This window comes from Planotetraspora mira (genome assembly GCF_016863275.1).
GTDB classification, from domain to species: domain Bacteria; phylum Actinomycetota; class Actinomycetes; order Streptosporangiales; family Streptosporangiaceae; genus Planotetraspora; species Planotetraspora mira.
Genome location: NZ_BOOO01000033.1, coordinates 177,470 through 196,579 on the forward strand (window position 1 = coordinate 177,470; position 19,110 = coordinate 196,579).

At 69.6% G+C, this 19,110-nt stretch carries 14 protein-coding genes; 10 read left to right on the forward strand and 4 right to left on the reverse strand.

Annotated elements, in window-relative coordinates:
* Positions 1 to 347 precede the first annotated feature (347 nt).
* The gene (locus Pmi06nite_RS27700; RefSeq protein ID WP_203956065.1) at positions 348 to 1,511 is read left to right on the forward strand and encodes a uroporphyrinogen-III synthase; all 1,164 of its coding nucleotides are present in this window, start codon (positions 348 to 350) and stop codon (positions 1,509 to 1,511) included.
* Positions 1,508 to 2,395 carry a sirohydrochlorin chelatase gene (locus tag Pmi06nite_RS42685; protein WP_275409606.1) on the forward strand — a complete coding sequence of 296 codons (888 nt, stop codon included), beginning with the start codon at positions 1,508 to 1,510 and terminating at the stop codon, positions 2,393 to 2,395. The genes Pmi06nite_RS27700 and Pmi06nite_RS42685 overlap by 4 nt, the downstream gene beginning before the upstream one ends.
* Here the strand turns inward: Pmi06nite_RS42685 and Pmi06nite_RS27710 are convergent.
* Complete coding sequence (locus tag Pmi06nite_RS27710; protein WP_203956066.1) at positions 2,392 to 3,246, reverse strand: PAC2 family protein; 855 nt, start codon at positions 3,244 to 3,246, stop codon at positions 2,392 to 2,394. The two genes, Pmi06nite_RS42685 and Pmi06nite_RS27710, sit on opposite strands and share 4 nt — an antisense overlap.
* A 183-nt stretch (positions 3,247 to 3,429) precedes the next feature.
* On the opposite strand from Pmi06nite_RS27710, the gene metH reads away from it, so the two are divergent.
* From metH to Pmi06nite_RS27750, 8 genes are all read left to right on the forward strand, one after another.
* Positions 3,430 to 6,894, forward strand: a complete 3,465-nt coding sequence (metH, locus tag Pmi06nite_RS27715; RefSeq protein WP_203956067.1) for a methionine synthase — start codon at positions 3,430 to 3,432, stop codon at positions 6,892 to 6,894.
* 164 nt (positions 6,895 to 7,058) lie between these two features.
* Positions 7,059 to 7,700 carry an HAD family hydrolase gene (locus Pmi06nite_RS27720; RefSeq protein ID WP_239114244.1) on the forward strand — a complete coding sequence of 214 codons (642 nt, stop codon included), beginning with the start codon at positions 7,059 to 7,061 and terminating at the stop codon, positions 7,698 to 7,700.
* 302 nt (positions 7,701 to 8,002) lie between these two features.
* Positions 8,003 to 8,482: a cellulose synthase gene (locus Pmi06nite_RS27725; RefSeq protein WP_203956068.1), complete on the forward strand. Its 480-nt coding sequence runs from the start codon at positions 8,003 to 8,005 to the stop codon at positions 8,480 to 8,482.
* Between the two features lie 317 nt (positions 8,483 to 8,799).
* Positions 8,800 to 9,795: an ABC transporter permease gene (locus Pmi06nite_RS27730; RefSeq protein ID WP_203956069.1), complete on the forward strand. Its 996-nt coding sequence runs from the start codon at positions 8,800 to 8,802 to the stop codon at positions 9,793 to 9,795.
* A 54-nt stretch (positions 9,796 to 9,849) separates the two neighbouring features.
* Entirely contained in the window at positions 9,850 to 11,622 is a 1,773-nt protein-coding gene (locus Pmi06nite_RS27735) for an ABC transporter substrate-binding protein (protein WP_203956070.1), read from the forward strand.
* 89 nt (positions 11,623 to 11,711) lie between these two features.
* On the forward strand, positions 11,712 to 12,725 hold the full coding sequence (locus Pmi06nite_RS27740; protein WP_203956071.1) for an ABC transporter permease: 1,014 nt from the start codon (positions 11,712 to 11,714) through the stop codon (positions 12,723 to 12,725).
* A complete protein-coding gene (locus tag Pmi06nite_RS27745) occupies positions 12,722 to 13,747 on the forward strand; it encodes an ABC transporter ATP-binding protein (protein ID WP_203956072.1) in 1,026 nt (341 codons plus the stop codon). The genes Pmi06nite_RS27740 and Pmi06nite_RS27745 overlap by 4 nt, the downstream gene beginning before the upstream one ends.
* Before the next feature lie 78 nt (positions 13,748 to 13,825).
* Positions 13,826 to 14,839, forward strand: coding sequence for an ABC transporter ATP-binding protein (locus Pmi06nite_RS27750; protein WP_203956073.1), 1,014 nt, complete (start codon positions 13,826 to 13,828; stop codon positions 14,837 to 14,839).
* A gap of 108 nt (positions 14,840 to 14,947) precedes the next feature.
* Here the strand turns inward: Pmi06nite_RS27750 and Pmi06nite_RS27755 are convergent, their stop codons facing one another.
* From Pmi06nite_RS27755 to Pmi06nite_RS27765, 3 genes are all read right to left on the reverse strand, one after another.
* On the reverse strand, positions 14,948 to 17,488 hold the full coding sequence (locus Pmi06nite_RS27755) for an ABC transporter permease (RefSeq protein ID WP_203956074.1): 2,541 nt from the start codon (positions 17,486 to 17,488) through the stop codon (positions 14,948 to 14,950).
* The gene (locus Pmi06nite_RS27760; RefSeq protein ID WP_203956075.1) at positions 17,485 to 18,291 is read right to left on the reverse strand and encodes an ABC transporter ATP-binding protein; all 807 of its coding nucleotides are present in this window, start codon (positions 18,289 to 18,291) and stop codon (positions 17,485 to 17,487) included. Before Pmi06nite_RS27760 ends, Pmi06nite_RS27755 begins: the two co-directional genes overlap by 4 nt.
* A 113-nt stretch (positions 18,292 to 18,404) precedes the next feature.
* On the reverse strand, positions 18,405 to 19,088 hold the full coding sequence (locus Pmi06nite_RS27765; protein WP_203956076.1) for a response regulator: 684 nt from the start codon (positions 19,086 to 19,088) through the stop codon (positions 18,405 to 18,407).
* Positions 19,089 to 19,110 lie beyond the last annotated feature (22 nt).

The window sequence follows — 19,110 nt, forward strand, 5'->3', positions numbered from 1 at the left end:
AGAGTCAACGCGCGTAACTCGTCTCTCACGGCTTCATGATCGCATCCGTGCTCACATCCGGCCGTCCGTGCAAGTGAGCGCCGTCAGCTGCTTGTAGCACAGCGGTAACAGCGGGGACCCAGCCGCGAAACCGCCTGAAAGCACCATCGGACCATGCCGGTCTCACTTTCCCCTCCGTGGCCTGTGATGCCACGCGATCACCTGAGAACGGACGCCGCGCCTGGCACGCGGGGTCACGCGCACGGGACCGGCCTCCCTCATCACAGGCGCCTGTGCGGAGACCCCGCCGGCGCCGCCCCGGCCTGTCCCATCCGCGTCAACGACGAAACCGTGGAGGTGAGCGTGGCATGACCGCGCTTCTGGACGATCCTCTGGTCACACCCGAGACGGCGCCCGACGCGCTGGCCGGGTTCACCATCGGCGTGACCGCGACCCGGCGTCGCGAGGAGTTCTCCGCGTTGCTGGAACGCCGCGGCGCACGGGTCTACCAGGCGCCGGCGATCCGGCTGGTGCCGGTGGCCGAGGACGCCGGACTGCTCGCCGCCACCCGGGCCTGCCTGGACGCGCCGATCGACTACGTGGTGATCACCACGGGCGCCGGCTTCCGCGGCTGGATGGCGGCGGTCGAAGGATGGGGACTCGCCCCCGACGTCGCACTCCATTTCGAGGCCGCCCGGCTGCTCCCGCGAGGCCCGAAGGCCCTCGGCGCGGTCCGCGCGGCCGGGCTGACCGACTTCTGGACGCCGGCGACGGAGTCCTGCGAGGAGATGAAGGACTACCTCCTCGCCCGGGACCTCCGCGGCCGGCGCATCGCCGTACAACTGCACGGTGAACCGCTGACCGGGTTCGTCGCCGCGCTGCGTGAGGCCGGCGCGGAGGTCATCGAGGTGCCCGTCTACCGGTGGCTGCCCTACCGGGACACCTCGCCGCTGCGCCGCCTGGTGCACCAGGCCATCACCGGCTCGGTCGACGCGGTGGCGTTCACGAGTGCGCCCGCGGTGATCGCAATGCTGAACGCCGCCCGTGCCGACGGCCTGGAGGAGCCGCTGCTCGCCGCGTTCAACACGCACGTCGTGGCGGCCTGCGTCGGCTCGGTGACCTCCGCTCCGCTGGAGGCCCGTGGCGTCCGAGTCGTCCGGCCGGACCGGCCCAGGCTCGGCGCGCTGGCGCGCACACTGGCCCGTCACCTGCCCGCGAGCAGCGTCACGCGGATCGTCGCGGGCGGCCACGATCTGGAGATCCGCGGGCACGCGGTGGTCGTCGACGGCGAGCTCAAGCCGCTGCCGCCTGCTCCGATGGCCGTGCTCAAGCGGCTCGCCGAACGGCCGGGCCACGTCGTCGCGCGCGCCGAACTGCGCGTGGTCCTCCCCGGTGGCCCGTCCCGCGACTCGGCCGAGCACGCGGTCGAGATGGCGATCACCCGCCTGCGCCGGGCCCTCGGCCCCTCCGGCATCGTGGAGACCGTGGTCAAGCGGGGCTACCGCCTGGCCGTCGGGCGGGACGAACGATGACGGCCACCCTCGTCCTGGCTGCGCACGGGGCCCGCAGCGAGGAGTGGGAGTCCGTCATGGGCGCTCTCGCGGGGCGGGTCCGCCGGGCCCGCCCGGGGCGCCGGGTGGAGGTCGGCTTCCTGGAGCTCAGCTCACCCGCTCTCACCGATGTGCTGGCCGCGGCGCCGGGGCCCGTGGTGGTCGTCCCGCTGCTGCTCGCCGGGGGTTACCACGTGCACATCGACCTGCCGGCGGTGGTCGCGCGCACCCGCCCGGACGCGCGGGTCACCCGACAACTCGGGCCGCACCCGCTGCTGACCGCGGTCCTCGCCAGACGGCTCGTGTCCGCCGGTCTGCGGTCGTGCGACGCCGTCATCCTCGGGGCGGCGGGCTCGTCGGACCCGGCCGCGCTCGAGGACGTCCGGGCCGCGGCCCGGCTCCTGTCCGTACGGCTCTCGCGCCCGGTGACGGCAGCCTTCGCCTCGGCGGGAAGCCCCTCGGTGGCGCAGGCGCTGGGCCGGATCAGGTCGGGACCCGCGCCCCCGGGTGGTGATCGCGTCCTACCTGCTCGCTCCCGGGCTCTTCCACGAACGACTGGTCGCCTCGGGGGCCGACATGGTCAGCGTCCCCCTCGGCGCCGACGACGACGTGGCCGCGCTCGTCTGGAGGAGGTTCGACGAGGCCGTGGCCGCGGGATGGAGGACGGCAGCCGCGATGTCATCGGGCCGGCCGATCCAGGCGCGGTCGGTGCCGAGCCTGTCCCTGACAGCGGGTCTCCCGCCGTCTGTCTCTTAGCCGTGTCCGGCCGTCCTGGTCACCGGTTTCCCGAGCCGGTTTCCCGAGCCGGTTCCCTGAGCACGTTCCCCGAGCCGTTTTTCCAGCGGGGTTCCCGCCGGTTTTCCTAGCCGTCGGTGCCGCGGTCGCGGCGGCGCAGGTACCGCTCGAACTCGGCCGCGATGGCGTCGCCGCTGGCCTCGGGGAGGTCGGCGGCGTCCTTGCGCTCCTCGAGCTCCTTGACGTACTCCGCGACCTCGCTGTCCTGGGACGCCAGCTCGTCGACCCCGTGCTCCCAGGCGCGGGCCTCCTCGGCCAGCTCGCCGTACGGCATGGGGATGTCGAGCATGTCCTCGATCCGGCGCAGCAGCGCCAGGGTGGCCTTCGGGTTGGGCGGCTGGGCCACGTAGTGAGGGATCGACGCCCACAGCGACATGGCCTGCAGCCCGGCCGAGCCCAGCGAGTGCTGGAGCACGCCGACGATGCCGGTGGGCCCCTCGTACTTGGTCATCTCCAGGTTGAGCGCCCGGGCGAGCCCGGGATCGCTCACGGACCCCACGATCGGGACCGGGCGGGTGTGCGGCGAGTCGTTGAGCAGCGCGCCCAGCATGATCGCCAGGTCCACGCCGAGGTCGTGGCAGAGCCCGACGATCTCGGCGCAGAACGAGCGCCAGCGCATGTTGGGCTCGATGCCCCGCAGGAGCACCACGTCGCGCTTGGCGCCCGGGGGACGGGCGAGCAGCAGGCGGGTGGTCGGCCAGATGATGGACCGGGTGAGGCCCTCACCGAGCTCCACGATCGGCCGCGTCACCTGGAAGTCGTAGTAGTCCTCCGGGTCCAGCTCGACGAGCGGGGTCGCCTTCCACATCGCCTCGAGGTGTGCGATGACGCCGCTGGACGCCTCACCGGCGTCGTTCCACCCCTCGAACGCGGCGATGAGCACCGGGTCGACGAGCTCAGGGAGCCCTTCGAACTCGATCACGCGCCGCCTCCCTAACTGGGCCACTGATTTATCGTTCAACCCAAGACTATTCGGTGAGGGTACCCGGGCGTCACCCACGAACATCACCGGGCCTTCGTTGTGCCCGGAAACACGGGGGAGGCGACCCCTCCAAGGGAGATCATGTGGAATATGTCGTGACACCCAGCCGATAGGCTTTGTCCCATGACCAGCAGACCGTCCTTCCGCGAAGCGCTGTCCGAGCGAGTCTTGGTCGCCGACGGGGCGATGGGGACGATGCTGCAGTCCTACGACCCCACTTTGGACGACTTCCAGGGCCACGAGGGCTGCAACGACGTGCTCAACGTGAGCCGTCCCGACATCGTCAGGGCCGTCCACGACGCGTATCTCGCGGTGGGCGTCGACTGTGTCGAGACCAACACGTTCAACGCCAACCAGGCGGCCCTCGGCGAGTACGGCATCTCCGACCGGATCTTCGAGCTCTCCGAGGCGGGCGCGCGGCTGGCCCGCGAGCAGGCCGACACGTGGTCGACCGCCGAACACCCCCGGTTCGTCCTCGGCTCCATGGGGCCGGGCACCAAGCTCCCCACCCTGGGGCACCTGCCGTACCTGACGCTGCGCGACGCCTACGGCGAGAACGCCGCGGGCCTGATCGCGGGCGGGGCGGACGCCCTGATCATCGAGACGTGCCAGGACCTGCTGCAGCTCAAGGCGGCCGTCGTCGGCGCGAAGCGGGCCGTCGAGGCCTCCGGCCGCGATGTGCCGATCATCACACAGGTCACCATCGAGACCAACGGCGCGATGTTGCTGGGCTCCGAGATCGGCGCGGCGCTGACCGTGATCGAGCCGCTCGGCGTCGACCTGATCGGCCTCAACTGCGCCACCGGGCCGGCCGAGATGAGCGAGCACCTGCGCTACCTCGCCAAGCACGCGCGGGTTCCGCTGTCGTGCATGCCGAACGCGGGACTTCCCCAGCTCACCTCCGACGGGGCCTATTACCCCCTCACGCCCGACGAGTTGGCCGACGCGCACGAGAACTTCACCCGCGACTACGGCCTCGCACTGATCGGCGGCTGCTGCGGCACAACGCCCGAGCACCTGCGCAAGGTCGTCGAGCGCAACTCGGGCAAGGCCCGTGCCGTACGGCGGCCTCGCCCCGAAGCGGGGGCGGCCTCGCTCTACCAGCACGTCCCCTTCCGCCAGGACACCTCTTACCTCGCCATCGGCGAGCGGACCAACGCCAACGGCTCCAAGGCGTTCCGTGAGGCGATGCTCGCCGGCAACTACGAGGAGTGCGTCGAGATCGCGAGGGCGCAGGCCCGCGACGGCGCGCACATGCTCGACCTGTGCGTCGACTACGTCGGCCGCGACGGCGTGACGGACATGAAGGAGCTGGCGTTCCGCTTCGCCACCGCCTCGACGCTGCCGATCGTGATCGACTCGACCGAACCCCCGGTCATCGAGGCCGGGCTGGAGATGCTCGGCGGCCGCGCGGTCGTCAACTCGGTCAACTACGAGGACGGCGACGGCCCCGACTCCCGCTTCACCAAGGTGATGCGGCTGGTCAAGGAGCACGGCGCCGCCGTGGTCGCGTTGACCATCGACGAGGAGGGGCAGGCCCGCACCGCCGAGTGGAAGGTGCGCGTCGCCACCCGCATCATCGAGGACCTGGTCACGAACTGGGGGATGCAGGTCGCCGACATCATCGTCGACTGCCTCACCTTCCCCATCGCCACGGGCCAGGAGGAGACCCGGCGCGACGGCATCGAGACCATCGAGGCGATCCGCGAGCTCAAGCGGCGCTATCCGACGGTGCAGACCACGCTCGGCCTCTCGAACGTGTCCTTCGGCCTCAACCCGGCCGCGCGGATCGTGCTGAACTCGGTCTTCCTCAACGAGTGCGTCAACGCCGGGCTCGACTCGGCCATCGTGCACGCCTCCAAGATCCTTCCTACGGCCCGGATCCCCGACGAGCACCGTCAGGTGGCGCTCGACCTGGTCTACGACCGCCGCCGGGAGGGTTACGACCCCCTGCAGCGGTTCATGGAGCTGTTCGAAGGGGTGGACGCGGCCGCTCTGAAGGCCGACAAGGCGGCGGAGCTCCTCGGGCTGCCGCTGTGGGAGCGGCTCAAGCGGCGCATCATCGACGGGGAGAAGAAGGGGCTGGAGGGCGACCTCGACGAGGCGCTGACCCAGCGGCCCGCCCTGGAGATCATCAACGACGTGCTGCTCGACGGCATGAAGACCGTCGGTGAGCTGTTCGGCTCCGGCCAGATGCAGTTGCCGTTCGTCCTCCAGTCGGCCGAGGTCATGAAGAACGCGGTCGCTCAGCTCGAGCCGCACATGGACCGCGTCGACGGCGCCACCAAGGGCCGGATCGTGCTCGCCACGGTCAAGGGCGACGTGCACGACATCGGCAAGAACCTCGTGGACATCATCCTGTCCAACAACGGCTACGAGGTCGTGAACCTCGGCATCAAGCAGCCGGTGTCGGCCATTCTCGAGGCGGCGGACGACGAGAAGGCCGACGTGATCGGCATGTCCGGACTTCTCGTGAAATCGACGGTCATCATGAAGGAGAACCTCGAGGAGATGAACTCCCGGGGCATCGCGGACAAGTATCCGGTTCTCCTGGGTGGCGCCGCCCTGACCAGGGCGTACGTGGAGCAGGACCTCGCCGACCTCTACCAGGGAGAGGTCAGGTACGCCAGGGACGCGTTCGAGGGGCTGCGGCTGATGGACGCCTTCATGGCGGTCAAGCGCGGCGTGGAGGGCGCGGAGCTTCCCGCGCTGCGTGAGCGCCGGGTGAAGACCGGGGCGGTCCTCACCCGGACCGCCGTCGAGGACCTGCCGTCCCGCTCCGACGTCGCGGCCGACAACCCCCTGCCCAAGCCGCCGTTCCTCGGCGACCGGGTGGTCAAGGGCATCCCGCTGGCCGACTACGCGGCCTTCCTGGACGAACGGGCCACGTTCATGGGCCAGTGGGGGCTCAAGGGGTCCCGCGGCGGCGACGGGGTCTCCTACGAGGAACTCGTGGAGACCGAGGGGCGGCCGAGGCTCCGCATGTGGCTGGAGCGGCTGCAGACGGAGAACCTGCTCGAGGCCGCCGTCGTGTACGGGTACTTCCCGTGCGTCAGCGAGGGCGACAACCTGATCATCCTCGACGAGGCCGGGAACGAGCGCACCCGGTTCACCTTCCCGCGTCAGCGGCGCGACCGGCACCTGTGCCTGTCGGACTTCTTCCGGTCCCGCGACTCCGGAGAGGTCGACGTCATCGCCTTCCAGGTGGCGACCATGGGCAACCGGATCAGCGAGGCCGCGGCGGAGCTGTTCGCGAAGGACGCCTACCGCGACTACCTGGAGCTCCATGGCCTGTCGGTGCAGCTCACCGAGGCCCTCGCGGAGTACTGGCACGCCAGGGTGCGGTCCGAGCTGGGCATCGGCGGTGACGAGTCCCTCTCCGACATGCTCAAGGTGAACATCGCGGGCTGCCGGTACTCCTTCGGGTACCCGGCGTGCCCGAATCTGGAGGACCAGGTTCAGCTCATGGAGCTGCTCGATCCCTCGCGCATCGGCGTCACCCTGTCGGAGGAGTTCCAGCTCCACCCCGAGCAGGCCACGTCGGCGCTGATCACTCATCACCCCGAGGCGAAGTACTTCAACGTCTAGCTTTCGGGCTTTCACGGAATGCGAGCCGGGGCGGCGGTGTTGACGCCTCCCCGGCTCCGGGCCGTCCTCCTCCCGGCTCCCCGGGGTGAGGAAGGCTTCGGGTGGACCTCTACCATGTTGGTCCCCCCTCTTAACGGAGGCGCTCAGCCGGGGGAAGGGGTCACGTGGACGCTGTGCTGTTCGACATGGACGGACTGCTCGTCGACACCGAACGAGTGTGGTTCGAGGTCGAAGAGGAGGTCATCGGCCGCCTCGGCGGAACGTGGGGGCCGGAACACCAGGAGCAGCTGGTCGGAGGGTCCTGGGAGCGGACCGTCGCCTACATGCTGGCGCTGACACGGACCGACGTCGATCCGGCCATCGTGGGGGAGTGGCTGATCGAGGGCATGGAGAGCCGCCTGTCCACCGGCGTCGTCCTCATGCCGGGGGCACTCGACCTCCTGCGCAGTCTCGGGGACCACGGGATCCGCGCGGGGCTGGTCACCTCCTCGCTGCGGGTGATCGCCGACGCCGTCCTGAAGAGCGTCGGCCGGGAGTACTTCGAGGTGATCGTGACGGCGGACGACGTCGCGCGGACCAAGCCCGACCCCGAGCCCTACCTGACCGCCGCGACGCTGCTCGCGGTGGATCCGGCGCGCTGCGTCGTCCTGGAGGACTCGCCGAACGGCGTCGCCTCGGCGACCGCGGCCGGCTGCCGGGTCGTGGCGGTGCCGAGCGTGCTGCCGATCACGCCCGCGGCCGGGCGGCTCGTCATGCCCTCGCTCCTGGACGTGAACGTCGACCTGCTGCGGTCGCACGTTCTTTGATCGCGGGAGCCGTACGCGCTGGTTGAGGCGGTGTGCCGCCCGGGCCGTGCATGATCATGAACGGTGTTCGTGCTGGTCAAGTGGTGTGCGGCCGAAAGTGCGCATGATCACGGCTGGCGTTCGCGCTGGTGAGACGGCGTGTCGCCGAATGTGTGCATGATCACGGCGGGGGGTTAAGCGGGGCGGGTGGGGTGGGGTGGGGATTCCGCGAAGGTGTGCATGATCACCACCACGCGGAGGGGCGGGTCGCGTGCCAGGATGGAGGGGTGCCGGATGTCCAGGCCGTGACTTAGGGGATCGCCATGACCTTCGACCAGATCGCCTGGTTGCCGCTCAGCGCCGGGCTCACCGCGGTGGGGATCGCGCTCAGCTACCTCGCCTTCCGTCGCAGGGGGCTCCAGGCGGGCCTGCGGGCCACCGCCTGGTCGCTGCTTCCCCTGGCGGCCTACCTGACCGGGGCGCTCAGGACGGTGTGGAACATCGGCTCCGCCGTCGTCGGCTTCGTCACGGGCCTGGTCTTCTCGCCGATGGTCTGGGCGGGCGTCGTCGTCACCGGACTGTCGGTTCTGCTCTTCTTCGTCTCGGGCGGCCTGCGCGGCCGGGCCCTGTCCCGGGCCCGTGCCACGGGTCCCGCCGATCCGGAGGCGCCCACGAAGGCGGAGACGCCGCGGAAGCCGGGCAAGGCGGCCGACCCGCGACCCGTCGAACGGGCCGCCAAGCCCGCCCCCGCCGACGATTTCTCCGACATCGAGGACATCCTCAAGCGGCGTGGGATCAGCTGAAAATCTCACATGTCGGGACCTGGATCAGTCTCCGGTTCTATGTCACGGATCTGCGACACAACCGAAACGAGACCCCGACAATCCTTTCAAGATCAACACGAATGAGTTTCGCATGAATCACAGTTGAGCCACAGGGGCCGTCTGGGTTCTGGTCACTGCAGCTCAGCGCATACATTGTGCGTTCCAGAGGCACCACACACACGGGCCTCACGGACAATGTCGTCTGCGATCCAGGGAGTCCCGACACCCATGGCCGCGCGTAGCAAGGTCATTAAGGAAGTCAGCACCTTGGTCATGGAACCGTGCAAGGAGGGTCTATGACCGCGCCGCTGGACGTGCCCGGATCCGATTTCGAGGCCACGCCGGAGGCTGTCCTCGCGGGACAGGGTGACGTCAAGGCCATCCAGGGCCGTTCACTCGGTCAGATCGCCTGGATGCGCCTCAAGCGCGACAAGGTGGCCCTCGCGGGCGGACTGGTCGTGATCTTCTTGATCCTGGTGGCGATATTCGCGCCACTGATCGCCGGGGCCTTCGGCCAGGACCCCACCCAGTTCAACTCCGACCTCATCGACCCGTCCACGCTGGTGCCCAAGGGCGGCACCGGCATCGGCGCCGACCACCTCTTCGGGGTCGAGCCCGTCAACGGCCGGGACATCTTCAGCCGCGTCGTCTACGGCGCGCGCATCTCGCTGCTGATCGCCTTCCTCGCCACGTTGCTGTCGGTGGTCATCGGGACCCTGCTCGGCGTCACGGCCGGATACTTCGGCGGCATCGTCGACTCGATCATCAGCAAGGCCATGGACGTCTTCCTGGCGTTCCCCATCCTGGTCTTCGCCATCGCCCTGGCGGGTGTCGTCCCCGACTCGGCCTTCGGCCTCACCGGCGACACCCTGCGCGTCTCGCTCCTGATCTTCATCATCGGCTTCTTCAGCTGGCCGTACATCGGGCGCATCATCCGCGGGCAGACGTTGTCGCTGCGCGAGCGGGAGTTCGTCGACGCGGCGCGGAGCCTCGGGGCGCGCGGGCCGTACATCATCTTCCGCGAGATGCTGCCCAACCTGATCGCGCCGATCCTGATCTACGCGACGCTGCTGATCCCGACCAACGTGATCTTCGAGGCGTCGCTGTCGTTCCTCGGCGTCGGAGTGCGGCCGCCCACCCCCACGTGGGGCGGCATGTTGGCGGACGCGGTCCGGTTCTACACGGTTCCGCACTTCATGTTCTTCCCCGGCATGGCGATCTTCATCACCGTCCTGGCGTTCAACCTGTTCGGCGATGGCCTGAGGGATGCCCTCGATCCGAAGGCTCGATGAAATCCCTCGAATTCCCGTAATTCCCCCCGGCACTACCAACCAAGGGATCCGTAGATGCAGAAAACAACGAGACTGGGCGTGGCCGCGCTGAGCGCGGTCCTCGCTCTCGGGCTCGCCGCCTGTGGAGGCGGTTCGACCACGACCCCGACCTCCAGCGGGGCGCCGGCGGCCGCCGGATCGACGGGCGAGTTCAACGGCGCCCTCACCGCGGTGGTCAACCCCTCGGACAAGAAGGGGGGCATCCTCAAGCTTGCGAACGCGGGTGACTGGGACTCCCTCGACCCGGGCGACACCTATTACGGCTACTCCTGGAACTTCATCCGGCTCTACGGCCGCTCGCTGGTGATGTTCAAGTCCGCGCCGGGCAAGACGGGCAACGAGCTCACGCCCGACCTGGCCGAGGGCCTGGGCACGCCGAGCGACGACGCCAAGACCTGGACCTACAAGCTCAAGGCGGGCATCAAGTTCGAGGACGGCACCCCCGTCACGTCCAAGGACGTGAAGTACGGCGTGGAGCGCTCGTTCGACAAGGAGGTGTTCCCCGACGGGTACACCTACTTCAACGACTTCCTGAACTGGCCCAAGGACTACAAGGGCGCCTACAAGTCGAAGGACGTCAACACCGACAGCGCCATTGAGACGCCGGACGACCAGACGATCGTCTTCCACCTCAAGCAGCCGCTGAGCAACTTCGACTACTTCGCCCAGCTTCCCGCCACCATCCCGGTCCCCAAGGACAAGGACACCGGCGCGAAGTACAAGGAGCACGTGATCTCCACCGGGCCGTACAAGTTCGACAAGAACGAGATCGGCAAGGGCTTCACGCTCGTCCGCAACGACCAGTGGGACCCGGCGACCGACCCGAACCGCAAGGCGCTGCCCGACGGTTACGACGTCGCGACCAACGTCAACGCCGACGACATCGACAACCGGGTCCTCGCCGGTGACCTCGACGTCGACGTGACGGGCACCGGTGTGCAGCCGGCCGCCCTGGGCCGCATCCTGCCCGACCCCGCGGTGAAGGCCGGTACGGACAACCCGACGGGCACCCGTCTCTGGTACACCTCGATCAACGGCAACGTCGCGCCGCTGGACAACCTCGAGTGCCGCAAGGCCGTCGAGTACGCGGCCGACAAGACGGCCCTGCAGACCGCGTGGGGCGGCGAGTTCGCGGGTGGTCAGATCGCCACCAGCCTGCTGCCGCCGTCGATCCCCGGTCACGAGGACTTCAACACCTGGGTCCCCGGCGCCGACAACAAGGGCGACGTGACCAAGGCCAAGGAGGCCCTCACCGCCTGTGGCCAGCCGAACGGCTTCGAGACCAACATCGCCTACCGGGCCGAGCGTCCGAAGGAGAAGGCGGCCGCCGAGGCTCTCCAGCAGTCGCTGGGCCGCGTGGGCATCAAGCTGACGCTGAAGCCCTTCCCGCAGACCGACTACTTCGCCCTGTACGCGGGCAAGCCCGGTTACGCGAAGGACAACAAGCTCGGCCTGGCCATGAACGGCTGGCAGTCGGACTGGCCCGACGGGTTCGGCTTCCTCCAGCAGATCGTCGACAGCCGCGTCATCCGTGACACCGGCGGCTCCTCGAACATCAGCGTCCGCGACCCCGAGGTCGACAAGCTGATCGACCAGGCGATGGAGCAGACCGACCCCAACTCGCGCAACGGCATCTGGACCCAGATCGACAAGAAGGTCATGGATGACGCCTACATCCTGCCGAACGTCTGGGCGAAGGCTCTGCTGGTGCGCAGCAAGAACGCGACGAACGTGTTCGTCAACGACGCGTACGGCATGTACGACTACCTCGGCATGGGCGTCAAGTAGTACCTCTGCACATCCGATAGATCCGCGCTACGCGTGAACGCGGCAAGGGGGCCGGCTCGTGAGAGCCGGCCCCCGGAGCCGGGGGGACTGTGGTCACATACATCATCCGGCGGCTGATCTGGTCGGTCGTGATGCTCTCCATCGTGAGCATCATCACCTTCGCCATCTTCTTCCTGGTGCCGCGCCTGGCCGGCGCGACGTCGGAGGATCTGGCCGCTCGCTACGTCGGGCGTACCGCCTCGGCGGAGCAGGTCAAGGTCGCGGCCGAGAAGCTGGGCTTCAACGATCCGCTGGTCGTGCAGTACGGGCGCTTCGCGAAGGGCATCGTGGTCGGTGCCGACTACGACTACGGCCCCGGTGTCGAGCGCTGCCCGGCGCCCTGCTTCGGTTACTCCTTCCTCACCCGGCTACCGGTCTGGCCTGATCTGCTCGACCGGCTTCCCGTCACGATCTCCCTGGCCCTCGGGGCCGCGGTGATCTGGGTCATCGCCGGAGTCGCGACCGGCGTGCTGTCCGCGCTGAAACGCGGCAGCTTCTTCGACCGCGCCGCGATGAGCATCGCCCTCGCCGGGGTGTCGATGCCCATCTTCTTCACCGGAATGGTGTCGCTGGTGCTGTTCAGCTACGGCCTGAAGATCACCGTGGCCGGCGGCACGTACACGCCATTCCTCACCAATCCGGCTACCTGGGCGTATGACCTGTTGCTGCCCTGGATCACGCTCGCCTTCCTGTACGCCGCCGGATACGCGCGGCTCACCCGTGCGGGCATGCTGGAGACGATGAACGAGGACTACATCCGCACCGCCAGGGCCAAGGGCCTGCGGGAGCGGACCGTGGTCGTCAAGCACGGCTTGCGCGGCGCGCTCACCCCCATTCTGACGATCTTCGGTCTCGACCTCGGCCTGCTGCTCGGCGGCGCGGTGCTGACCGAGAGCACCTACTCTCTGCCCGGCATCGGCAAGTACGCCATCGACGCGATCGGCCGCCAGGACCTTCCCCAGGTCATGGGCGTGACGCTCGTCGCCGCGTTCTTCGTGGTCGTCGCGAACCTGGTCGTCGACCTTCTCTATGCCGTGGTCGACCCGAGGGTGAGACTGGTATGAGTTTTCTTGAACTGAAGGACCTGCGCGTCCACTTCCCGACCGACGACGGCCTCGTCAAGTCCGTCGACGGGCTGTCGTTCGCGCTGGAGCGGGGCAAGACCCTCGGCATCGTGGGCGAGTCCGGCTCCGGCAAGAGCGTCACGTCGCTGGGCATCCTCGGCCTGCACAAGGGCGGACGGGCGAAGCTCGGCGGCGAGATCTGGCTGGACGGCGAGGAACTGGTCGGCGCCAGCGCCGAGCACGTGCGCACGCTCCGCGGCAAGAAGATGGCGATGATCTTCCAGGATCCGCTGTCCGCGATGCACCCGTTCTACACGGTGGGCTCCCAGATCGTCGAGGCGTACCGGATCCACAACGACGTCAGCAAGAAGGTCGCGCGCAAGCACGCGATCGACATGCTGGGCCGGGTGGGCATCCCGCAGCCTGACCGGCGGGTGGACAGCTACCCTCACGAGTTCTCCGGTGGCATGCGGCAGCGTGCGATGATCGCGATGGCGCTGAGCTGCGACCCCGAGTTGCTCATCGCCGACGAGCCCACCACGGCTCTCGACGTGACCGTCCAGGCGCAGATCCTCGATCTGATGCGCGACCTTCAGCGTGACTTCAACGCCGCCCTGATCATCATCACGCACGACCTGGGCGTGGTCGCCGAGCTCGCCGACGACATCCTGGTCATGTACGGCGGCAAGTGCATCGAGTACGGCACGGCCGAGGACATCTTCGAACGGCCGGAGCACCCCTACACCTGGGGCCTGCTGGGATCCATGCCGCGGCTCGACCGCGACCGGACCGAGCGCCTCCTGCCGATCAAGGGCTCGCCGCCCTCGCTCATCAACGTGCCGGCCGGCTGCGCCTTCCACCCGCGCTGCACGTTCGAGGACCGCACCGGCGGCAAGGCCTCGACCGAGGTCCCGCAGCTCGTGGAGACCGAGGGCGGTCACCTGGTGCGGTGTCACCTGCCGCGTGACACGCGCCGCTCCATCTGGGAGACCGAGATCAAGCCGAGCCTGGAGGCGTCGTGAGGCGGCGCGGCGAGCGAACCACGACGAACGCGGCGTCCCGCGCGAGCGGACCGCGCATCGTCACGCGAGGAGAGACCCATGAGTGAGCCCCTGCTGTCCGTCGAGGGGCTGGAGAAGCACTTCCCCGTGACCAAGGGGCTGCTCCAGCGCCAGGTGGCGGCGGTCAAGGCCGTCGACGGCATCAGCTTCGACGTCGTCAAGGGCGAGACGCTCGGCCTGGTGGGCGAGTCCGGTTGCGGCAAGACGACGACCGGGCGCCTGATCACCCGGCTCATCGAGCCGACCGGTGGGAAGATCCTCTTCGAGGGCAACGACATCACGCACATGTCCCAGGGCCGGATGCGCCCGCTCCGCCGGGACGTGCAGATGATCTTCCAGGACCCCTACAGCTCGCTCAACCCCCGGCACACGGTCGGCGCCATCGTCGGCGCTCCCTTCCGGATCCAGGGGATCAAGACAGAGCACGGCACCAAGAAGGCGGTCCAGGACATCCTGGAGCTGGTGGGCCTCAACCCGGAGCACTACAACCGCTATCCGCACGAGTTCTCCGGCGGCCAGCGGCAGCGCATCGGCATCGCGAGGACGCTGGCGCTCAAGCCGAAGCTGATCATCGCGGACGAGCCGGTCTCCGCGCTCGACGTGTCGATCCAGGCCCAGGTGGTGAACCTGCTGGAGGACCTGCAGGGCGAGCTCGACCTCACCTACCTGGTGATCGCGCACGACCTGTCGGTGGTCCGGCACATCAGCGACCGGGTCGCCGTGATGTACCTCGGCAAGATCGTCGAGCTGGCCGACCGCAAGAGCCTGTACGAGTCGCCCATGCACCCGTACACGAACGCGCTGCTGTCCGCCGTGCCGATCCCCGACCCCAAGGGGCGGGCCCAGCGGGAGCGCATCAGGCTCCAGGGCGACGTGCCCTCGCCGCTCAACCCGCCGCCCGCCTGCCGGTTCCACACCCGCTGCTGGAAGGCGCAGGAGATCTGCAAGACGGTCGAGCCGCCGCTGGAGACGCTCGCCACCGGCCACCAGGTCGCCTGCCACTTCCCCGAGAACGCCCCCACGACTCCGGAGCCCGCGGTCACGACCGCCTGACGGAACGAGTCGCCCGACGACGTCGCCCCGGTACGGCTCCCGCGTCCCCCCCGATCGCGGGAGCCGTACCGGCGGTGCAGCGCCGCGGAGAAGTGTCGCCCAGGAGTGTCACTGCGTGGCGATCGCCCGCAGCACGTCCATCCTGGCCGCCCGGCGTGCCGGCCAGACCGCCGCGAGGACGCCGACCAGCGCCGCGGCCGCCAGATAGGCGCCGAGTTGTGCGGCGGGCACGGACAGGACGTCGATGCCCTGGCTCGCGAGCGCACGCTGGACAGCCCAGCCGAAGCCGATCCCGACCGCGATTCCGAGCAGCGCGCCGAAGACCGAGATGAGCACCGACTCGTAGCGGATCATCCGGCGCAACTGGCGTCTGCCCATCCCGACGGCCCGCAGCAGCCCGATCTCGCGCGTCCGCTCGATCACCGACAGCGCGAGGGTGTTGATGATGCCGAGGATCGCGATCACGATCGAGAGCACCAGCAGCGCGGTGATCATCGTGAGGAGCTGGCCGACGCTCGCCCGCGCCTGCTCCTTGATGTCGGACTGGTCCTGCAGCGTCAGGTTGGGATAGGCCGCGAGGGAGGCGTCCAGGTCCTTGCGGACGGCCGCCGCGTCGGCGGTCGGCTCCTTGACGACGAGGACGGTGGAGACCCGCGAGCCCGGGTAGTGGGCCGCGTGGGTGGCCTCTCCCATGAGGTAGGACCCCGCCATCGGATTGTCCGCGAAGACGCCCGCGATCCTGATCGTCGCGAATGCGCCGTCCGCGTACTGGCCCCGCACGGTCGACCCCGCCGTCCAGCCGCCGGCCTTCGCCGTTTTGGCGTCGACCAGGATCTCGTCGGCGCCCGCGGCGAGCGTGCCCGACTCCATCTCGAGCCCGAACGGCCCGGCCAGCGCGGCCGGATCGCCGACGGCGGCGAAGACCGGCTCGTTGTCCAGCTTGACCTGGGCGTACGTCATCGGTGTCGCGCTCCGCACACCCGGCACCGCGGCGAGCGCGGCCGCCACCGACGGGTCGAACGAACCGGGCGGCCCGAAACCACCGCCCGCCGACACCTGGAAGTCGGCGCCGAGAGAGCCGTCGAGCGCCTTGTCGATGGAGGCCGTCATCGAGGCCGCCAGCACCGACACCGTGGCGATCAGCGCCATGCCGATCATGAGGGCGGCGGCCGTGGCGGAGGTCCGCCGGGGGTTGCGCTGCGCGTTCCCGCTGCCGAGCCTGGCCGTCGTGCCGAACAGCCGGACGAGGGGCGCCCCCAGCACCCGGGTGACCGGGCGCGCGAACAGCGGGCTAAGCATGGCGACGGCGAGGAAGACCAGCAGGGCGCCGCCTCCCACGAGGGCGAGCGGGTTGCCGCCGTCGCCTGCGAGGCCGGTCGCGAGCAGAGCGGCTCCGACGACGGCGGACAGCCCCCCGGCCACGGCACGGGCGCGCAGTGACCGGGCCGGCGTGGCGACGTCGTCCCGCAGCGCCGCCACCGGAGGCGTCTTCGCCGCGCGGCGGGCCGGGAAGTAGGCCGCGACCAGGGTGACGGTCACGCCGACCGCGAGGGTCCACACGACCGTCGACGGCGCGATGACGAGGCCGGTCGTCGGCAGGTCGGCTCCGAACGCGGAGAAGAGCCCGCGCAGCCCGACCGCCAGCCCAGCCCCCGCGAGCAGGCCGGCGATCGAGCCGAGCAGTCCCACCCCGAGCGCCTCGCCCATGACCGAGAGGGTCACCTGGCGGCGGGACGCCCCGACGGCGCGCAGCAGCGCCAGATCCCTGGTCCGCTGCGCGACCAGCATCGAGAACGTGTTGAAGATGATGAACGAGCCCACGAAGATCGAGATGACGCCGAAGGTCAGCAGGAACGTGCTGAGGAAGCCGAGGAGTTCCCTGACGCCACCGGCGGCGTCGTCCGCGGCCTGCTGGGCCGTGATGGCCTCGTACTCCGCGGGCACGACCGCGCCCACCCTCGTGGCCAGTTCGGCGGGGGAGACCCCGTTCGCGGCCTTGGCCACGATCCCGGAGAAGGAGCCCGGTTCGACCAGCAGTCGCTGCGCGGTGGCGGGGTCGAACGCGGCGTAGGTGACGCCGCCCGTCCTCCCACTCGCGCCGACCTTGAACACCCCGACCACCTCGTACGGCTCGGCCGGGCCCTTCGCCACGACCTTCACCTGGTCGCCTGTCGTGTATCCGGTCTTCTCCGCGGTCACCGAGTCGATGGCGATCTCGTGGGGACCCGCGGGACCCCGGCCGGTGACGAGGCCGTAATCCGACAGGGACGACGGCCAGCCGATCCCGAGCTGCGGCGGACCGTTCCCGCCGACGATCTTCCCGTCCCTGCCGACGATCGCCGCGAAGCCCGTGATCTGGCCGCGGGCCTCGGCCACGCCGTCCACCCCGCGGACCTCGTCGAGGACGGAGGCGGGGACCGGCTTCACGGCGACGCCGTCGGCGCTCCCCGCGAACGCCTGCCGGCCCTGCACCGTGACGTCCACCGTGTGCGTGCCCTCGGAGAAGAGGTCGTCGAAGGCCTTGTCGGTCGTGCCGGAGAAGATCAGCGTCCCGGCGACGAACGCCGTGCCGAGCACCACGGCGAGCGCCGTGAGCCCGAGGCGCAGCTTGTGCGCGGCGAGGTTCTTCAGGGTCAGCCGGGTGATCATCGGTCCAGGCCCTTCATGCGCTCGAGCACGCCCTCGGCGGTCGGGTCGGCGAGCTGGTCGACGATGCGGCCGTCGGCGAGGAAGACGACGAGGTCGGCGTAGGAGGCGGCCACGGGGTCGTGGGTCACCATGACGACGGTCTGGCCCATCTCCCGCACCGAGTTGCGCAGGAACGACAACACCTCGGCGCCGGAGCGCGAGTCGAGGTTCCCGGTGGGCTCGTCGGCGAAGATGATCTCGGGCTTGCTCGCCAGGGCGCGCGCGCAGGCCACCCGCTGCTGCTGGCCGCCGGACAACTCGGACGGCCGGTGCCTCAGCCGGGGGCGCAGCCCCACCGTGTCGATGACCGTGTCGAGCCAGGCCGGGTCGGGACGCACGCCCGCGATGTCCATCGGGAGTGTGATGTTCTCCAGCGCGGTCAGGGTCGGGATCAGGTTGAAGGACTGGAAGACGAATCCGATCCTGTCGCGGCGCAGCCGGGTCAGCCGCCTGTCGTCGAGGCGGGTCAGCTCCACGTCGCCGACGAACACCTTGCCGTCCGTCACGGTGTCCAGACCCGCGAGGCAGTGCATCAGTGTGGACTTGCCCGATCCGGACGGGCCCATGATGGCGGTGAACCGGCCGCCGGGGATGCCCAGGGTCACTCCGCCGAGCGCGGACACACGGGCGTCGCCGGTGCCGTACACCTTGGTCACGCCGACCGCGCGCGCGGCGAGCGGGCCGGCGGAACGGATCTCGTCATCGGTCGTGGGCGCGGCGCCGGCGAGGTCTCTGTTCACGGATGTCGTCAGGGGAAACGTCATGCTTCGACGCTATGGGCGCCCGCCCGCCGGAGGATCGGCCTGCGGGACCGACTACGTCTGCCCCCGCGGCAGGAGAAGTCAGGGAGACCCCTACTCCCCGAGGAGTAGAGACCTCAGGGGAGCGCGCCCGGGGTGATCAGGCCTGTCTCGTAGGCGAGGACGACCGCCTGGACCCGGTCGCGCAGGCCCAACTTCGTCAGCACGTTGCCGACGTGGGTCTTGACGGTCGTCTCGCTGACCACGAGTTCGGCGGCGATCTCGGCGTTGGACATGCCCTTGGCGATCAGTTGGAGGACCTCGAGTTCGCGCTCGGTGAGCCGGTCGAGCCTGGCCGGCGTCGCCTGCTGGTGGACCGAGGGCAGCCGCATGGCGAAGCGGTCGAGCAGGCGGCGCGTGACGCTCGGGGCGACGATGGCGTCTCCTGCCGCGACGACCCTGATGGCCTGCACGAGCTCGTCCGGCGGGACGTCCTTGAGCAGGAAGCCGCTCGCGCCGGCCCGGAGCGCCTCCACGATGTACTCGTCGAGGTCGAAGGTGGTCAGCACGAGCACCTTCGGCACATGAGCGCGCGGCGCCGCCTCCCGCACGATGCGCCGGGTCGCCTCGATGCCGTCCATGCCCGGCATGCGGACGTCCATGAGGACGACGTCCGGAAGGAGCGCACGTGACTGGTCCATGGCCGTCGACCCGTCCCCGGCCTCCCCGACGACGGTGACGTCCTTCTCCGCCTCGAGGATGAACCGGAAGCCCGTTCGCAGCAGTGGCTGGTCGTCCACCAGCAGGACGCGGATCGTCATGACCCGTCCATGGGCGGCGCGG

Excerpts from the sequence above, each read along its gene's own strand:
- Pmi06nite_RS27735 (WP_203956070.1), top strand. The coding sequence starts at position 9,850 with ATGCAGAAAACAACGAGACTGGGCGTGGCCGCGCTGAGCGCGGTCCTC.
- Pmi06nite_RS27750 (WP_203956073.1), top strand. The coding sequence starts at position 13,826 with ATGAGTGAGCCCCTGCTGTCCGTCGAGGGGCTGGAGAAGCACTTCCCC.
- Pmi06nite_RS27745 (WP_203956072.1), top strand. The coding sequence starts at position 12,722 with ATGAGTTTTCTTGAACTGAAGGACCTGCGCGTCCACTTCCCGACCGAC.
- Pmi06nite_RS27730 (WP_203956069.1), top strand. The coding sequence starts at position 8,800 with ATGACCGCGCCGCTGGACGTGCCCGGATCCGATTTCGAGGCCACGCCG.
- Pmi06nite_RS42685 (WP_275409606.1), top strand. The coding sequence starts at position 1,508 with ATGACGGCCACCCTCGTCCTGGCTGCGCACGGGGCCCGCAGCGAGGAG.
- Pmi06nite_RS27700 (WP_203956065.1), top strand. The coding sequence starts at position 348 with ATGACCGCGCTTCTGGACGATCCTCTGGTCACACCCGAGACGGCGCCC.
- Pmi06nite_RS27725 (WP_203956068.1), top strand. The coding sequence starts at position 8,003 with ATGACCTTCGACCAGATCGCCTGGTTGCCGCTCAGCGCCGGGCTCACC.
- Pmi06nite_RS27760 (WP_203956075.1), bottom strand. The coding sequence starts at position 18,291 with ATGACGTTTCCCCTGACGACATCCGTGAACAGAGACCTCGCCGGCGCC.
- Pmi06nite_RS27755 (WP_203956074.1), bottom strand. The coding sequence starts at position 17,488 with ATGATCACCCGGCTGACCCTGAAGAACCTCGCCGCGCACAAGCTGCGC.
- Pmi06nite_RS27765 (WP_203956076.1), bottom strand. The coding sequence starts at position 19,088 with ATGACGATCCGCGTCCTGCTGGTGGACGACCAGCCACTGCTGCGAACG.
- metH (WP_203956067.1), top strand. The coding sequence starts at position 3,430 with ATGACCAGCAGACCGTCCTTCCGCGAAGCGCTGTCCGAGCGAGTCTTG.